Here is a 16,032-nt window from a genome sequence, read left to right as displayed (position 1 = left end):
AGTGAGGATGGCGTCGTGTCACGGCACCGCGTGCGTTCCACCGCCTACAAGGGCACCCGCTTGTTGTAAGTGTAGGTTTCATCATCATTGGCGACGAGGCACTCAACCGTCGGGATTTCGAGCTGCCGCAAGGCTTCGATCCGCAGATGGCCATCGAGCAGGAAATATTTGCCCGGATGCTGGGGGTCCGGCGCGACAGCCGGAGCCTCGACGATCCCGATCGCCTTGATCGAACTGACGATCTGGGCGAATTTCTTGCTCTCCCGCACGCCCTGCTGAAGTATCTTCAGGGGAACGAGCTGATTGAGCGCGAGGGTGACAGTCTCGCGTTCGAAGCCGAGCCGGACCCGGCGATCCGAACCGGGTTCCATATCCGGAGTGTTGGGTTCGGACCAATCAGTCATCGCTCTCACCTGCAATTCGCATGGCGAGCGCGCGCGGCATCGTCTCCAGCGCCTCCGCGCGCAGCAGGGTCAGAAACCCGTCGTCGCCCAGCAGATCCTTGATCGCTTCAACAATGAACAGCAGCCGCGTCTGGGTGAAATCAGACTTCTTCACGAGCAGGCGCTGTTTCTCCGCCTCTCGCTGGTAAACCTGCATGAGGTCGCTAGCGGTCAGCTTGCGATTGGCGGAACGTCGCCCCAGCTTGCCCGCCGGCAGGGACTTGTTGTGCCCGCGCATCCGCAGCTCGAGCAGCCTTCGCACAGACGCGAGCTTCTTGCCGCGCAGCTTGCCCGTCTCATAGGCATCGAGCAGCAGGTTCTGCGCTTCCTCGGACTCCGCACGGGAAATTTCCATGGCGAGGCTGATCGGGATGAGGCCGGTTTCAACGGCGGCGACGAGCCGCTCCTCGCCGCGGGCCAGAAGCGTGACGATCATGCTGACCCAAGAACTGCTGACCCCGATCTTGTGCCCGATTTCGGTTTCGTTATAGCCGCGCTCGCGCAAGGCACCGATCTCGCGCATCACGTCAATCGGGCGAGGCGTCCGGCGGGCAATGTTCTCGACCAGACTCATCACCAGGCAATCGCTTTCGCTCGCTTCGATCACGACCGCCGGAATTTCCGTCTGGCCCAGCATCTGAAAGGCTTCGAGCCGCCCTTCGCCGCAAACGAGATCATAGCGCGGTCCACCTGGTCCCTGATGGCGGCTCACCGTGATCGGCCGCTTCAATCCGATCGACTCGATGTTGTTCACGATCTCTCGGTGCTGACGCTTGTTGCGCGAGCGGGGGTTAAGCACCGTAATCTTGGAAACCGGGATCATCTCGATCTGCTGAGGGCGCACGACGGGCATTAGGCAGCCTCCGGAATGGCGACGGGTGCCGCGATGTCATAGAAGAAGTCGAGCGTGTCGAAGCGATAGGCGTCGAGGTGCAGGTCGTTATCTTCGGCGAGCCGCAGCCGTTCGCTGGCGACGTCAATTCTTGGAAACAGATAATAATCGAACGGCGCGCGGTTGTGCATGTCCATGCGCACGACGACGGTGATGTCTGCGAGATGGCTGGTGTCGAAGCGGATCTTCCAGCGCAGGAGGCCGGTCGGTGTCGGAGTGCAGCGCACCAGAACAATGGCGAGGCTGAACTCGCCATTCACGCGGATGCTGTCGCTGGCGAGGTCCTGCCAGGCATCGCTCCCCTGGGCCTGAAGTCCACTCAATATGTCGCGGACAATGTCGGGGTGCAGGCGGCGCAGCGCCTTGTTGATGGCAACGTAGCGGTAATCGCGCTCCGGCGAAAAGCCCACCAGGCTGTAAGCGCGCAGGAGACTGCCAAATCGCGAGCTGAAGGCGCTGCTCGACGGCAATCCCTCGCATTCGTCGATAATGATGCCGGACAGCAGCCCCTTGCTGGCGTAGAGACCCCGCAGAGCTTCCAGCATCTCCTCGTCGGACAGGCGGAACGAGCGTGCAGCAATAATCGAATGGGCAGCCTCGAACAGCTCCCGTTCAACGATCCCCTCGAATGCACCCTGTGACCTGATCCACATGTCCGGGGCATTGCGAACCCGCTTCTTCTTCAGCTTGAACGAGCGGCGATTCCAGACATTGTCGCCGACATATTTTTCATTGATCAGGAGCTGGTGCACGGTGCCGCGTGTCCACGGGCGTTCGAGGTCGGACAGGATGCCGCGAGCGTTCAGCTCCTCGGCGATCTCGCGTTCGGTTCGTCCGTCATGGACGAAAGCCCGGTATATCTCTTGCACCACGCCAATCTCTTCCGGCGGTCCGGGTGTCAGGATGACGCGGTCGGTCTGGAGACTCTTCTGCTCGCCGCGGCCGAGCACCGCCTTGGTGTTGCCGTGTTCATCAATGAGCGTCCGGCGCAGGCCGAAACCGGCGGGACCGCCCTGACGGTAGCCTTTCTCGATGAGCCGCCCCTGGCCGGCAAAAACCTTGACCGAAAGCTCCCGGCTGTATTCGCCAGCCATGGCGCGCTTGAAGCCCTTGAACATGGTGCTCATCGGCGACCCGTCATTTTCGAACTGTTCGGCGCAATAGGCGATCTGAATTCCGGCCCGGCGACAGATGTATTCGTAGTAGGCGCTCTCGTCCGCGTCCTGGAAGCGCCCCCACCGGCTGACATCATAGACCAGGATCATCTCGAAATCGGCGCTGCCGGATTCGACGTCAGCAATCAGTCGTTGCAGTGAGGCGCGGCCATCGATCGACAGGCCGCTTTTGCCGTCGTCGGCATAGGTGCGGACAATTTCGATGCCCCGAGACGCCGCATAGTGGCGGATCGCGTCGGCCTGATTTTCCGTCGAGTATTTCTGATGGTCGGTGGACATTCGAACATATTCGGCCGCCCGCACCGTGGGCGGCTGTTCGGCGTCGCTTGGCGCGTCTTCTTGATCCCAACCCGCCAATGCGCGCCCCTTTCGAAATCCGGACTGCAGTGGCCAGGGCGGCCAACCGCTGCAGCGCGAAACACGGACCTCTCCGGCATTCCCGCACTCTCAACAGTATATGTGGGAAAGGACCGGAAGATGTTGCCGAAAAAGGGCAGGAAGTTGCCAGCTTGGGAAGGCGCGCTCGCCAGCCGCCAGGCCTATGCCGAAGTCATCGCCAATCTGCTGCGCAAGGAACATGGCGATACGCATCGCGCGGTCAAGCAACTGATGCGTCTGACCCATGCCAGTGAGCGGTCCGCCAAGCACTGGATGGCCGCGCAACATGGGCCGGACACGGTCTTCTTCTTGCGCTTGGTTGCGACGTCTCCGGTTATCCGGGCGTTCGTCCTGGGCATCATCGAAAGCCAGCAATCGGCCTTGGCGGAGGCTGCCATACCAGGGCCGAGCAGAGCATCTTTCGGGAATAGTCGCCGGGAAGAGATGGCTGCGGGCAGATATTGGCCGAATTCTGACCCTACAAATGACCCTGAAAGTGGCCCTGTAAATGACCCAATAACGGACGGGCTCAATGAGCGACAGCGCTGGATACTCGACCGAGTCGCGCGCGGTTTGCCGACGAGGGCGCGCGATGTTGCAGCGCATTGGCAGGTGAGCATCAAGTCGGCGCGGCGCGATCTTGCAGGACTGTGCACCTGCAATCTTCTGCACTTTGTAGGTGCCCGAAAAAATGGACGCTATCACCTCGTTCGCGCGTGAACGCAGATGATGTCGGCAGGACGAGGCCTCGCGCACGGAAGGCATTGATAGATCGCTGTCCTTCCGGTGGGTCTGCAGTTAAGATCCATGCGATGAAACGTGACATGGATCTGGTCCGCAACCTGCTGCTGGAGATCGAGGACGGTCGGCGGGCGTTCGAGCTGATGACCCCGGAGATCGCCGAGATACTGGGCGAAAATGGTACAGGCAAAATGCCGCGCGATCAGGCTGAGCTGATCGAATGCCATCTGGCTTTGCTTGACGAGGCTGGTCTCATCACGATCCAGGCGAAGCTGTCCGGTGCGGTCTGGCAAATCGGTCAGATCACCTGGGCTGGCCACGACTTCCTCGACACCATCCGCGACCCTGCCATCTGGCGCGAGACAAAAGCCGGGGCCAAACAGGCCGGCGGTTTCAGCATAGACCTTCTGAAAGCGCTCGCCAAAGGGCTGATCAAGAAGAAGATTGAGCAGCACACCGGCGTTGAGCTGGACCTCTGATCTTCAGCGAAAACTGCGCGATTATAGCCTGATCCGTCCCTCGTGCCGGCCCGCTCCGCGTGGTCGGGCCATTCGCGGCACCCGTTCGCGGGGGTCATCGGTGACCCCAATCCTACTTTTGCTTCTCGCGCTCTTGAGATGTGAAAAATGGGAAGAAGCTCTTCTGCTGCTTGAGCTTCAACATATCGCCGACAGCAATAGCGTTCGCGCTGCGCCTCTCGCCTCCGGCAGGCGTGATAACTTGCAGATCCGGATTTTCCATGATGGCCTGATGTATGTCTTCGCTATGTGCCGGCGTCGAATTGTAGATCCCTGCGTAGAAATCGGCCACGCCGATCACATCGCCGGATTCCGAGACGAGGCGGGGGATGTCGGACAGTAGCTGGGTGCGCGCACTTTGACGGCCAGACACATCGAAGAGGTACAGCGCGCCATCCTCGTGGCTCGGGTCATAGGCGAGCATGTTGAGGCCTGATCGCCCGAAATGCGCCTGCTCCGAGCTGTTGTCGTGCAGCACGTTGTTGTAGACCTGCCGGGCGCGGTGAGCATTCGCGAAGTGGATCAGCCAGTATCGCCACCCATCCGGATTGTTGATCGAGAACGGGCTGACAAAGGTGGCGCAGGTGCGGAATGTGTCGAACACCAGCCGTTCTGCTGCGCCCAGCCATTGCTGTTTCTTGATCCCGAAATCGAGAGCTTCGATATCCTTGGACTGGATGCCGAAGGGCTGAAGCTGCGCCGCGAGCCGTATCGGATCATGGGTCTGAAGGTACGTCAGGAGCGACTGGATCGCGAAAGTGTAGAAGACTTCGACCGACGGGTATGAGTGCATGATGTCGACCAGCGTCGACCGGCTGACCTTGCTGTGGCCGCATTGGTCGAGGTTGAACAGCACATTCCGGAAGCGGCCTTGTTCCAGGAATTGCTTCATTGCCGGATAGGCATCTTCGAATGGCTGGTTCAGGTACTCAATGCGCAAATGAAGGCGCGGGACATTTTGGACGATTTCGGCCTGAAGCGGTGCAATATGCGCCTTGATCGTTTCGAGAGCATCCCTGCTGAAATCATTCAGCACCAGCAGACATTCGACCTCAATGAGGCCGAGACCTTCCGCCGTCCGATGCATGTTGACCGCCTCGACTGCTCGTCGCAACTCCTCAATGAAGATGAGCGGCGAACCCGACGCGCCGCAGCTATATCGCCCTCCGCCGGCGAAGCCATCGACAATCGCCAGGCGGAACTTTTCCATCTGGGGGAGCTGGCAGCGAACCGTCAGATACTGGAAGAAATACTCCCGGAGGATCTTGTGCTTGCGCCGCGAGTGGTCCTCCAGCATTGCGCCATCCACCCACTCATACGGTTTTTCAGCCATTCATTCCCCTTGCCGATGACCGGCCTGTTGCATGTCACACGGCAGCGAGGAACGCCGACGGCATTTCATCCCAGGTTTTGCCCCGATACTCGCGGCCGTTGGCCTTCTTTGAGCGGCGCTTGTTATCTTTCCCCCAGGTGCCCCATTGCTTGAAGAAGAAAGCCGTCTCGAATGCGACGCATTGATCGTGAATCTCGTCAATCCACTCCTCCCTGATCGGTCGGGCAGAGCGGCCACTTTCACCCCCGACGATCGCCCAGTCTATTCCAGCGAGGTCGATCTCACCGACCGGCCCAATCAGCGGTTCGAAGGACAGAAAACGGATTGCAGCCGGTACGTTTCGCAAGTGGTCTATTCGCTCAACCACATCTGCATTCTCGATACTTGTTCCGAGCCACACATTGGGAAGGACGTCCTTGATGAGCCTGGTTGTAATCGACGCCATGCGGTCAGGGCGCTTCGTCAGAATCTGGTAGTTGTGATGTGGGGTTTCGCGCATCACCTTCCAGACGTCCAGAATGAAGGCGTCGCTGACCTGTTCGTGAAAGAGATCGCTCATCGAGTTGACGAAGATCTTTCTTGGTTTGCGCCAGCGCAGCGGAATCAGGAGCGCATCGCGATCTTCCCGGATTACACCGTTCCAGATCGTGCGCTCACCGCTCCGCCGTGTCAGCCCTGCGTACTTGCTGACGCCCATAGCTTCGAGGCGCCGAGCCATTTCCATAGCGTAGCAGTGCGTGCAGCCCGCGCTGACAATGGTGCAGCCAGCCACTGGATTCCACGTCGAATCCGTCCATTCAATCTGTGTTTCAGCCATTTCGACCTCGCTGATCTTGCTCAGCCAGCATCGCATCTACCACAAACGGAACAAAAATAGAACATAACATCTGCATCACGCGGCCTCGACGCCATGCGCTTCGAACGCCACGCCAAGGCGCTTGCGCACCGCGCCGAAGATCGCGGCGAGATTGTCCATGCTTGGATTGCCCTTCTCCGAAAGCATGCGGTGCAGGCTCTTGCTCGGCCGCTTGGTCTCACTGGCGAGCTCCTCGAACCCGACCGAGGCGTTGACGAGATCGCGCAGAATCAGGCGCGCGACATGCGGCTCGCCATTGAGAAAGGCGGTGGCGGCCTCATCGAGCATGGCTTTGGCAAAGGCTGGATCGCGCGCGGCACGTTCCTTCACCGTTTCCTTGAAATCGCGTGTCAGCGCCACCGTGCCTAACTCCTTGCCTTCTTCGCCTTGGCCTTGCGGCCCTTGTATTGGTCGAGCAGTGCGCTCGCCTGCCTGATGTCCGACTGCTGCCGCTTCTTCGTCCCGCCTACGAAGAGGATGATCAGTTGACCTCCGTCCTGCGTCAAATAGAGCCGGTATCCCGGCCCCCAATCGATCCGGTATTCGCCAAGCCCGCCACCGATCCATTTGACGTTCGACAGGTTGCCCAGTTCCATGCGGACGATGGCGGTTGCCACCTTGGCTGCGGCCTGCACATCGAGACCGTCAAACCAGCCCCGGAACGGGCAGGTGCCATCTTCACAGACATACTCCTCAATAATCACGCTGCACCGCCCTTGGTAACATATTCGTTACCTTGTGTCGAGAGTTCAATTCCGGATCAGGCGGCGAGACTAGGGTGTCGCAAGCTCACCGCGCCCTTATTGAGCAGACGAGCAATCTCGTCCGACGTCCGTTGGACTGCGAGCTTCAGCGCCTCATCGATATGGATGTAATCCTGGGTCACGTTTTGGGAGGCGTGCCCGAGCATGGCTCGGATCGTGAGTTCCGAAAAACCGAGTTCGCCTGCGATGCTCCCGAACGTATGCCGCAGGGTGTGGGGCGTTACGCCCGAAATCCCGGCGAGTTTGCAAACACGATCCAGACAGGAGCTTACGGCTGTGTACGATCCAGCCCCGGCTTCCGATGGGAAAACGTGGGGGTTGCCTACGATTTCCGGCTGCCGCTCGACTATATTGAGCGCCGCAGGACCAAGCGCGCGCACTTGCGCGCCGCCCTTGGTATCGGGAAAACTGACAAATCCGCCCGCAGCATTGACCCAGGCTCTTTGCATGGCTTGCGCCTCTTCCCGGCGATAGCCGGTCAGAAGAAGCGTTTGCAGGACGCCCAGGGCCACAGGATTTTCGTGATTTTGCTCGGCATAGGCGATCGCCTTCCCGAGCATCTCGATCTCGGCGACGCTCAACCGCCGGGTCCGCTTCTTGCTGGCCAGTTTCTTGGCGCCTTGGGTGGGATGGGCAGCCAGCAAACCCTTGTGCTTGGCGTGGCCGATGATTGCCTGAATTGTGCCGAGGCAACGGGAGGCGACACCGGCTCCGCCAGTCGCCTTTCCACCGCGCCCACCAGTTCGGGCTTTGGCCGTTTTCCCATTCTTCACGTCGGATTGCATCTGCTCGACATCGGCGATGCTCAGCTGCGAGACCACGCGCTTGCCGAGGAGCGGGATGATGTGCGTCTTGATCCGGCTTTCATCCATATCAAGCGATGACGCCTTTATCGGCCTGTTCAGCCTGCCGAGAATGTTCCCGGCACGCGCCTCGATCAGATACCAGTCGCACATCTTGGCGACCGTCATACCTTTGCGTGCTCGGCGATTTTCGTCGGCGGGATCTTCGCCCTGGATAACAGACGCCAGGTGCAGTTTCGCCTGATCTCGAGCCTGATCGACTGTCAGAACGCCATATCGGCCAATGTTGATCCGCCGCTGGATGCCCTCAGGATTCCGATATTGCAGGATAAAGGTCTTTGTCCCCGAAGGCAGGATGCGCGCGCCGAAGCCCCTGACTTCCGTGTCCCAGAGTACGGCTTGCCCCTTGGCGGGAGGCAGCAGCCCGTCGACGCTGCGTTTGGTTAGCTTGACCGTGGGCATGAACTTCCCCCCGTTTGGTGACAAAATCTCTTGGCGATCACTTTGTCACCATATTGTCACCAGATGCAAGCTCATTTAAGGCTATGTGATCGCGGTTCGGAAAAGTTTCATAGCCTTATACTACTGATTTGTCGTAGTTAATCGAAGTCAGGCGCACTTGGGAAAGGTCTGGCGGTCTTCTTGCCAAGGTTGGGGTCGAGGGTTCGAATCCCTTCGCCCGCTCCAGTTTCCACCGACATTCCTGCGTTCGGCCGGTAGCCCCTGTGTGCGGCGGCCCGCCGCGTGCATGCGGCAAAAGCGCAACACTGCCGCCGGAATGCTTGTCCGCAAGATGTCGCACATCGGTCGCCCGACGGTCAGTCTCGGGCAGGATCGCCTATCTGATCAGAGGCTTGGCCGCGCGCCGCGGATTGCAGCAAATCTGTTATATTTCAGAGATGCGACGCAATCCGCGATGCTGTCAGCAAAGCGTCACCCAGCCCCCATAGCGGCCCCCGCACAAACCAAGCCAATGGGGGCACCGATGAATTATACCACGCCGCTCCGCCTGCGCCTGTCGCGCAAGGCTCTCATGCTCGCCGCTGTCGCCGCAGTCCCGCACGCGGCCCTCGCCGACGATACCGCACCCGCTGACGCCGCGCTCTCCGCAACCGCGGCCGCCGCTGCGGCGCAGGATCCCGAGACGCCGAGCGAGGAAGACATCCAGTCGGCCAAGGAAATCGTGGTCCAGGGCTCGATCGGCTTCCGCAACCGTTCGGACGCGGCCGAGCCGATTCTGGTCTATGACGAGGAGTATTTCCGCCGCTTCGAACCGCTGACCGCGGGTGACGCGCTGAAGCGCGTGCCGGGCGTGACCTTCCTGTCGGACGTCCTCGAAAGCGACGGTGCGCGGTTGCGCGGCCTCGATCCGGGCTACACCCAGATCCTGATCAACGGCGAGCGCGTGCCCGGCGGCCAGGCCGACCGCTCGTTCTTCCTCGATCGGATACCCGCCGAGCTGATCCAGCGCGTCGAGATCGTGCGCTCCTCCTCGGCGCGCCGCACCGGCGATGCGGTGGCCGGCTCGCTCAACATCGTGCTGCGCGACGGCCTGACGCTCGATGGCGGCTATGTCCGCGCGGGCGGGCTGTTCTTCGATGACGGTGAGTTCAAGCCCTCGGGCGGCTTCTACTACGGCGGCGCGCTGGCGGGCGGTCGCCTGCTGATCGGCGCCAACGTGCAGGGCCGTTACAACCCGAAGGAGAAGCTGAGCCTGCGCTATGGCGACAGCCCCGAAAACAACCCCGACTTCGCGACCGACGATTTCGAAAACCGCGAAGACCAGACCGATACCCGCGACGGCACCGACTATGCCTTCAACGCCAGCTGGGGGATCGAGACTGAAACCACCGAATTCGAAATCCTCGGCAACTTCGTGCGCACCGAGCGCGTGGAGGACGAGCGCTCCTTCGAATATTCGCGGCCCGAAGGCGTGTTCGGCCCGGTCGACAATGACGACGACACCGACGATGCCGGCCTGCTGACCGACAACGCCAACGTCAACGACATCACCACCGAAAGCTGGTCGATCATCGGCAAGCTCAATCAGGAATGGAGCCTCGGCGAAACCCAGCTGCGGGTCGGCTATGCCAGCTTCGATGATGTCCAGGACGAATTCGAATACGAAATCGACTTTGACCGCAGCTCCCCGCGTTTCACCGGCGAGCTGATCCTTTCGGACACCAGGGACACCGAGTTCTTCGTCAACCTCGAGCATGAGTTCGAGCTCAACGACAATCTCGAATTCGCGATCGGCGGCTTTATCCAAACCAAGGACCGCGACACGCTGTTCCAGGAAACCCCGAGGACCAGCCTCAACCGGTTCAACCTGCCGGCGGCGACCCGCACCGGCTATGACCAGTTCGTCCGCAGCCCGGTCGAGTTCGTGCCCGCGGTCTTCCCGGCGTTCGAAAACACCGTCGTCGCGATCGAGGAAGACCGCGCCGATCTCTACGCGCTGATCGAAGGCGAATACGACAATCTGACCTTTGAAGTCGGTCTGCGCTGGGAAAGCACCACGACCGACATCTTCGGCAGCAATCCGGACAACCCGGCCGGTACCGACGTCAGCAATGACTATGACGAGTTCCTGCCCTCGGCCTCGCTCAAGTACGAGATCGGCAATGGCCGGATCACGGCCTCGGCCGCGCTCACGCTGCGTCGCCCGCGCTTCGATTTCATCGCTCCGATCGAGCTGGAAACCGAATTCGGCGACAACGACTTCCGCGGCAACCCGTTCCTGCTGCCCGAAACCGCCTGGGGCGGCGACCTTGGCTACGAGCACAAGATCGGCAAGAACGGCGTGATCGGCGTCAACGTGTTCTACCGCGACGTGAGCAACCTCACCGAACTGACCACCGCGCTGGAAGCCGATGGCTCGGTGGAAGACGGCTCGGAAGGTCCCGGCACCTTCGTCTACGTCCCGCGCAACACCGGTGACGGCGAAGTCTACGGGATCGAATTCGACGCCTCGTTCAGCCTCGCCTTCCTCGGCCTGCCCGAAACCGGCGTGTTCGGGAACCTCGCGATCCTCGACAGCAACATCACCGACGAATTCGGCGAGCGCCGCTTCAACGACCAGTCGGATTACGTCTACAACTTCGGCGCGATCCAGAACCTGCCCGATTTGGGCGTGGCCTTCGGCGCGACCTATCGCAAGCAGGGCGAGGCCTTCGGCCGCGTGGTGGGCGAGGAAGTCTTCACCCGCTACGGCGCGGACCTCGAAATCTTCGTCGAGAAGCGCTTCGGCGACAGCTTCGTCATCCGCGCGGTGGGCTCGAACCTGCTCGACGGGACCAAGGACGAGGACTTCAACAAGTTCAACACCGTCCAGGAGCAGATCGATCGCGAGTTCGACGAGTACGAACTCGAAAGCGAGCGTGCCGGTCCGGTGTTCCAGGTGGTTGCCCGCTACGCGTTCTGATCAGCCTTCCTGACGAGGCTCATGGCCCGGTCGCCTCGCGCGGCCGGGCCATTTTCTTTTGGGGGCCGGGATGCCTTTCGTCGATCCCTGAGCACCGTCTTGCGATTTTGTGCTTGCATCGCGCGGGCGCGGCGCTAGGCGCGTGATACGTTATCACATACATGACACGGGAACCGCCATGAACGCCAGCAAGCTCTCCCTTGCCTCCTCCCGCCTTGCGCTCGTTGCCGCGCTCGGTCTTGCCGCCGCCAGCCCGGCGCTGGCCGACGAAACGGCGGCGGAAGCAGCCCAGCCCGCCGCCGAGGCCGAGCCCGAGGACGACCTCCACAACCGTCAGGCCGCCACTGCGGGCGAGATCATCGTCAGCACCGCGGGCCTCAAGGAGCTCGATCTGCTGGCGGGCACCAGCGTGATCGATATCGCCGACGTCCAGCGCGACGCGGCGACCGGCCAGATCGGCGACCTGCTCGCCAAACTCCCCGGCGTCTCGGCGACCAGCTTCGCGCCCGGCTCCTCGCGTCCGGTGCTGCGCGGCCAGCAGGGCGAACGCGTGCGCGTGCTGGTCGACGGCGTGGGCACCGCCGATGTCTCGAACACCTCGGTCGACCACGCCACCACGATCGAGCCGATCACCATCGAGCGGATCGAGGTGCTGCGCGGGCCGGCCGTGCTGCTCTACGGCAGCCAGGCGATCGGCGGCGCGGTCAACGTGATCGACAAGCGCATCCCGACCCGGATCCCGGACGAGGCCTTCCACCTTGACGCCTTCGGCGCGGTCGACACCGCCACCAACCTGCGCACCGGCGCGGCGAGCCTCGATGTCGGGATCGGCCCCAACCTCGTCGCCCACATCGACGGGTCGTGGCGCAAGACCGGCGACATCGACATCGGCGGGCTTCAGGTGGCGCGTGAACTGCGCAACGAGCTCTTCGCCGAGGCCGCCGAGGAGGAGGCCGAGGGCGAGATCGAGGAAGCCGCCGAGCTGCGCGCAGCGGCCTCGCAAGGCGACTTCGTGCCCAACACCGCGGTCGAGAGCTGGACCGTCAACGCCGGTCTCGGCCTGATCCTCGGCGAGAGCACCTTCGGCGCCAGCATCGGCTGGTACGACACCAGCTACGGCGTCCCCACCCGCCCCGGCACCGGCCACCACGGTGAGGAAGGCGGTGCCGAGGAGGAGGAGGAAGGCGAGGAGCGCGTCACCATCGGCCTCGAGCAGTTCCGCGCCGACTTCAAGGGCGATGTCTACCTCGGCGAGGGCGCCTTCGAGCGATTGAAGCTGCGGGTCGGCTATTCCGACTACACCCACACCGAATTCGAGGGCGCCGAGGTCGGCACCGTGTTCGATTCGACCAGCGTCGAGGCCCGCGCCGAGCTGGTGCAGAACGCAGACGGCGTGCTGCGCGGCGCGTCCGGCGTGCAATACACCCACCGCGATTTCCTCGCCGTGGGCGCCGAAGCCTACGTCCCGCCCAACCTCACCGACCAGGTCGCGCTCTTCACCCTCCAGGAATGGGGCACCGGCCCGTTCCAGATCGAGGCTGCCGCGCGCGCCGAGTTCACCAAGGTCGAGGCCCAGACCCTCGGCGTCGAGCGCGACTTCGATACCTTCTCGGGCGCGCTCGGCCTCGTCTACGAAGGCATCGAGGGCATCCGCTTCGGCATCAACGGCTCGCGCGCCGAACGCGCGCCGAGCGCCGAGGAGCTGTTCTCCGACGGCCCGCACATCGCCACGCAGGCCTTCGAGATCGGCGACCCCGACCTTGCCACCGAGCGCGCCTGGGGCCTCGAGGCCTATGCCCGCGGCCGGATCGGCAAGGGCACCTTCGGCCTCACCGCCTATCGCCAGTGGTTCGACAACTACATCTTCCTCGAGGAAACCGGCGAGGAAGAGGACGACCTCCCCGTCTTCCAGTACCTCCAGGGCGATGCCGACTTCTGGGGCTTCGAGGCCGAGCTCTCCTACCCGATCATCGACACCGGCTCCTTCCGCCTGCTCACCGACCTCAGCGCCTCCTACACCGAGGCCGAGCTCGACAATGGCGACGCCATCCCGCGCATCCCGCCGCTCGCCCTGCTCGGCGCGCTCGAGGCCCAGACCGGACCCCTAGACCTGCGCGGCGAGATCCAGTGGTTCGACGAGCAGAACCGCACCGCCGCCTTCGAGACCGCGACCGACAGCTTCACCCTCGTCAACGCCCTCGTCGCCTGGCGCCCTCTCAGGGACAACCGCAATGTCACCGTCCAGATCGCAGCCGACAACATCTTCGATGTCACCGGCCGCCGCCACGCGAGCTTCACGAAAGATTTCGTGCCGCTGATCGGGCGCAATGTGAGGGCGAGCGTCCGCCTCAGCTTCTGAGGCCCGCCTCTCCCCCCAGGGTCGCAATCGGGGCAGTCGGGCCGGACACGTCCGGTGTCGGCTGCCCTTTTCGCATCAGTCTTCCACCCCGAAGCTCAGCTCGGCGTGCTCCACCAGCCGCTCGACCAGCGCCTCGCCGAGGAACGCGCCCGGGGTGCCGATGCCGCCGGGCTTGGTGCAGGCGAGCAGCGCGATCCCCGTCTCCGACAGCATCCGGCTGGTCGAGCCGTAACCTGGATCGTAGCGGCCCTTGACCCCGTATTGCAGCCGGCCCCCGTCCGGCATGTCGGCGACGAAGACGACATCGTAGAAGCCGTTCTCGCGCTCCTCCTTCGTGGGCCCCTCGCCCGGCTTGGGGGGCTTGGCGCCGAAGGGGTTCTTCATGAATTCGAGCGCCGCATTGGCCGCCGCCTTGCCCGCCTCGCCGGGGCTCGTCAGCATCATCTCGTCATACTGGAAATCGGTGCCATAGGGGTGGCCGAGCAGGAAGTTGGTGCGGTGGACGTTCTTGGTGTTGATCGGCGCCATCACGAAGGGCGCGGACCACTTGCCGAGATCGTCCTCATAGCTCGGGATCATGCCCGAGGGCTGGTCTGGCCCCTCGAAGCCCGGGGTGAGCGCAAAGGGGTTGCGCAGCACGCCGATCACCGAGACGTCCTTGGCCGCCGCCTTCATCGTCGCGCCGAGGCTCGCCGCGGTGCCGCCCGAGAAGGTGCCCTGCATCGCCCGCACCCGCCCGCGGATGCGCGGGGCGGGCTTGCCGAATTTTTCGACGCAGGCCTTCTGGGTCATCATCACGCCGAGATCGAAGGGGATGGAATCGAACCCGCTCGAAAAGCAGATGCGCGCGCCGCTGGCCTCTGCCGCCGCCTGATGCTCGGCGATCTTGGCCGCCATCCATGCAGGCTCGCCGCACAGGTCGGCATAGTCGGTGCCGGTCTTGACGCAGGCGGCGACGAGCTTGTCGCCATAGAGCTGGTAGGGGCCGACGGTGGTGAGGACGACCTTCGTCCGCGCGCACATGGCTTCGAGGTCGGCATCGTCATCGGCATTGGCGACAACGAGGGGCGTCGAGGCGGGCGCGCCGATCAGGTCGCGGACTTCCTCGAGCTTGGCAAGGCTGCGCCCCGCCATCGCCCACTTGGGGCCATCCTCGCGGCTGCCATAATGGCTGGCGAGATACTCCGCCACCAGCCGCCCGGTGTAGCCGGTGGCGCCATAGACGATGATGTCGAATTCGCGGGTGCTCATGCATGCTCTCCTTTGGCTGGCGTGTTGCCACGCACAGCCGGGCTCCGCCAGACCGAATCCGTGCGGCGACCCGTGGGCAAGCGGACAAAGCGGACACCGTGTCCGCTTTGCAAAATCCCGAAAGGATTAGGAAAATCCGTGGCTTGTGCGATTTTCGCCAAGGCGGACGGACAGGGAAGCGGGGCCTTTGTCACAGGGTCGAGGGCCTTTCGGACGCGAGAACGCCCAAGGCTAACCCGGCTGCCCGTCTGTAGGAAAGCGCCCTGAAGCCGGGGCCCTACAGCCGTGGCAGGGTCACCCCGCGCTGGCCCATGTATTTGCCCGCGCGGTCTTTGTAGCTGGTCTCGCAGCGTTCGTTGCCCTGCAGGAACAGGAACTGGCACGCGCCCTCGTTGGCGTAGATCTTCGCAGGGAGCGGCGTGGTGTTGCTGAATTCGAGCGTCACATGCCCTTCCCAGCCCGGCTCCAGCGGGGTGACGTTCACGATGATCCCGCAGCGCGCATAGGTCGACTTGCCGAGGCAGATCACCAGCACGTCCTCGGGCACACGGAAATATTCGACCGTGCGGGCGAGCGCGAAGGAATTGGGCGGGATGATGCAGACATCGGTCTCGCGGTCGACGAAGCTCTTGGGATCGAAGGCCTTGGGATCGACCACCGAGGAATCGACATTGGTGAAGATCTTGAACTCCGGCGCAACCCGCGCGTCGTAGCCGTAGGACGAGAGGCCATAGGAGATCACCCCGTCACGCCGCTGCGCCTCGACGAAAGGCTCGATCATGCCATGTTCGAGCGCCTGCGCGCGGATCCATTTGTCGGAGAGAATCGCCATGAGAAAGGGATTCCCGATGGCGGGCGCGGGGGCAAGGGTGATGCGAGACCTATCCCCTATCGTCACCCCGGCGCGGGCCGGGGCCCAGCTTCCGCCGGGATGACAATTGATGGAAGGAGCCCGTCCGCTTTGCAGCGATTTGGGCCGAAAGCGGAAATTCAGCTACCGACCCCCTTGCGGCCGCTCAGGATCTGGTGCCGAATGCATCAATGCGGCCCTAAGCTACGTGGAGCGCGGTTCACCGACCTCATAGACGCGCAAGT

The 16,032-nt window shown here is 62.7% G+C and carries 14 protein-coding genes; 4 read left to right on the top strand and 10 right to left on the bottom strand.

The window, feature by feature from the left end; all coding sequences use genetic code 11:
* Positions 1–44 precede the first annotated feature (44 nt).
* The 3 genes from AX692_RS01610 to AX692_RS01600 are packed head-to-tail and all read right to left on the bottom strand — an operon-like array spanning position 45 to position 2,789.
* Positions 45–404 (bottom strand): ParB N-terminal domain-containing protein, encoded by a 360-nt coding sequence (locus AX692_RS01610; protein WP_073974576.1) that lies wholly within the window; start codon positions 402–404, stop codon positions 45–47.
* Complete coding sequence (locus AX692_RS01605; protein ID WP_073974575.1) at positions 397–1,296, bottom strand: plasmid partitioning protein RepB C-terminal domain-containing protein; 900 nt, start codon at positions 1,294–1,296, stop codon at positions 397–399. Before AX692_RS01605 ends, AX692_RS01610 begins: the two co-directional genes overlap by 8 nt.
* Complete coding sequence (locus AX692_RS01600) at positions 1,296–2,789, bottom strand: recombinase family protein (protein WP_073974579.1); 1,494 nt, start codon at positions 2,787–2,789, stop codon at positions 1,296–1,298. Before AX692_RS01600 ends, AX692_RS01605 begins: the two co-directional genes overlap by 1 nt.
* Before the next feature lie 198 nt (positions 2,790–2,987).
* Between AX692_RS01600 and AX692_RS18680 the strand changes: the two genes are divergently transcribed.
* The gene (locus AX692_RS18680; RefSeq protein ID WP_081095063.1) at positions 2,988–3,608 is read left to right on the top strand and encodes a hypothetical protein; all 621 of its coding nucleotides are present in this window, start codon (positions 2,988–2,990) and stop codon (positions 3,606–3,608) included.
* 92 nt (positions 3,609–3,700) lie between these two features.
* Positions 3,701–4,108 (top strand): DUF2513 domain-containing protein, encoded by a 408-nt coding sequence (locus tag AX692_RS01595; RefSeq protein ID WP_073974574.1) that lies wholly within the window; start codon positions 3,701–3,703, stop codon positions 4,106–4,108.
* A gap of 112 nt (positions 4,109–4,220) precedes the next feature.
* On the opposite strand, the gene AX692_RS01590 is transcribed toward AX692_RS01595, so the two are convergent.
* The 5 genes from AX692_RS01590 to AX692_RS01570 form a co-directional block, all read right to left on the bottom strand.
* The gene (locus AX692_RS01590) at positions 4,221–5,480 is read right to left on the bottom strand and encodes a three-Cys-motif partner protein TcmP (RefSeq protein WP_073974573.1); all 1,260 of its coding nucleotides are present in this window, start codon (positions 5,478–5,480) and stop codon (positions 4,221–4,223) included.
* 34 nt (positions 5,481–5,514) lie between these two features.
* Positions 5,515–6,297 (bottom strand): DUF5131 family protein, encoded by a 783-nt coding sequence (locus AX692_RS01585; RefSeq protein WP_073974578.1) that lies wholly within the window; start codon positions 6,295–6,297, stop codon positions 5,515–5,517.
* Positions 6,298–6,372: 75 nt separating this feature from the next.
* A complete protein-coding gene (locus AX692_RS01580) occupies positions 6,373–6,696 on the bottom strand; it encodes a DNA-binding protein (protein WP_073974572.1) in 324 nt (107 codons plus the stop codon).
* A gap of 5 nt (positions 6,697–6,701) precedes the next feature.
* Positions 6,702–7,040: a type II toxin-antitoxin system RelE/ParE family toxin gene (locus AX692_RS01575; protein WP_073974571.1), complete on the bottom strand. Its 339-nt coding sequence runs from the start codon at positions 7,038–7,040 to the stop codon at positions 6,702–6,704.
* Positions 7,041–7,096: 56 nt separating this feature from the next.
* Complete coding sequence (locus AX692_RS01570; RefSeq protein WP_073974570.1) at positions 7,097–8,365, bottom strand: tyrosine-type recombinase/integrase; 1,269 nt, start codon at positions 8,363–8,365, stop codon at positions 7,097–7,099.
* A 523-nt stretch (positions 8,366–8,888) separates the two neighbouring features.
* On the opposite strand from AX692_RS01570, the gene AX692_RS01565 reads away from it, so the two are divergent.
* Complete coding sequence (locus AX692_RS01565) at positions 8,889–11,327, top strand: TonB-dependent receptor plug domain-containing protein (protein ID WP_230959520.1); 2,439 nt, start codon at positions 8,889–8,891, stop codon at positions 11,325–11,327.
* A gap of 178 nt (positions 11,328–11,505) precedes the next feature.
* Positions 11,506–13,686 (top strand): TonB-dependent receptor, encoded by a 2,181-nt coding sequence (locus AX692_RS01560; RefSeq protein ID WP_073974569.1) that lies wholly within the window; start codon positions 11,506–11,508, stop codon positions 13,684–13,686.
* 75 nt (positions 13,687–13,761) lie between these two features.
* Here the strand turns inward: AX692_RS01560 and AX692_RS01555 are convergent, their stop codons facing one another.
* Positions 13,762–14,937, bottom strand: coding sequence for a saccharopine dehydrogenase family protein (locus tag AX692_RS01555; protein ID WP_073974568.1), 1,176 nt, complete (start codon positions 14,935–14,937; stop codon positions 13,762–13,764).
* 277 nt (positions 14,938–15,214) lie between these two features.
* Complete coding sequence (dcd, locus tag AX692_RS01550) at positions 15,215–15,769, bottom strand: dCTP deaminase (RefSeq protein WP_073974567.1); 555 nt, start codon at positions 15,767–15,769, stop codon at positions 15,215–15,217.
* Positions 15,770–16,032: the final 263 nt, after the last annotated feature.

This window comes from Erythrobacter donghaensis (genome assembly GCF_001557325.1).
Taxonomy (GTDB): Bacteria; Pseudomonadota; Alphaproteobacteria; order Sphingomonadales; family Sphingomonadaceae; genus Erythrobacter; species Erythrobacter donghaensis_B.
The sequence above is the reverse complement of the archived record's forward strand: the minus strand, read 5'-3'. Positions and strand labels throughout refer to the sequence as shown.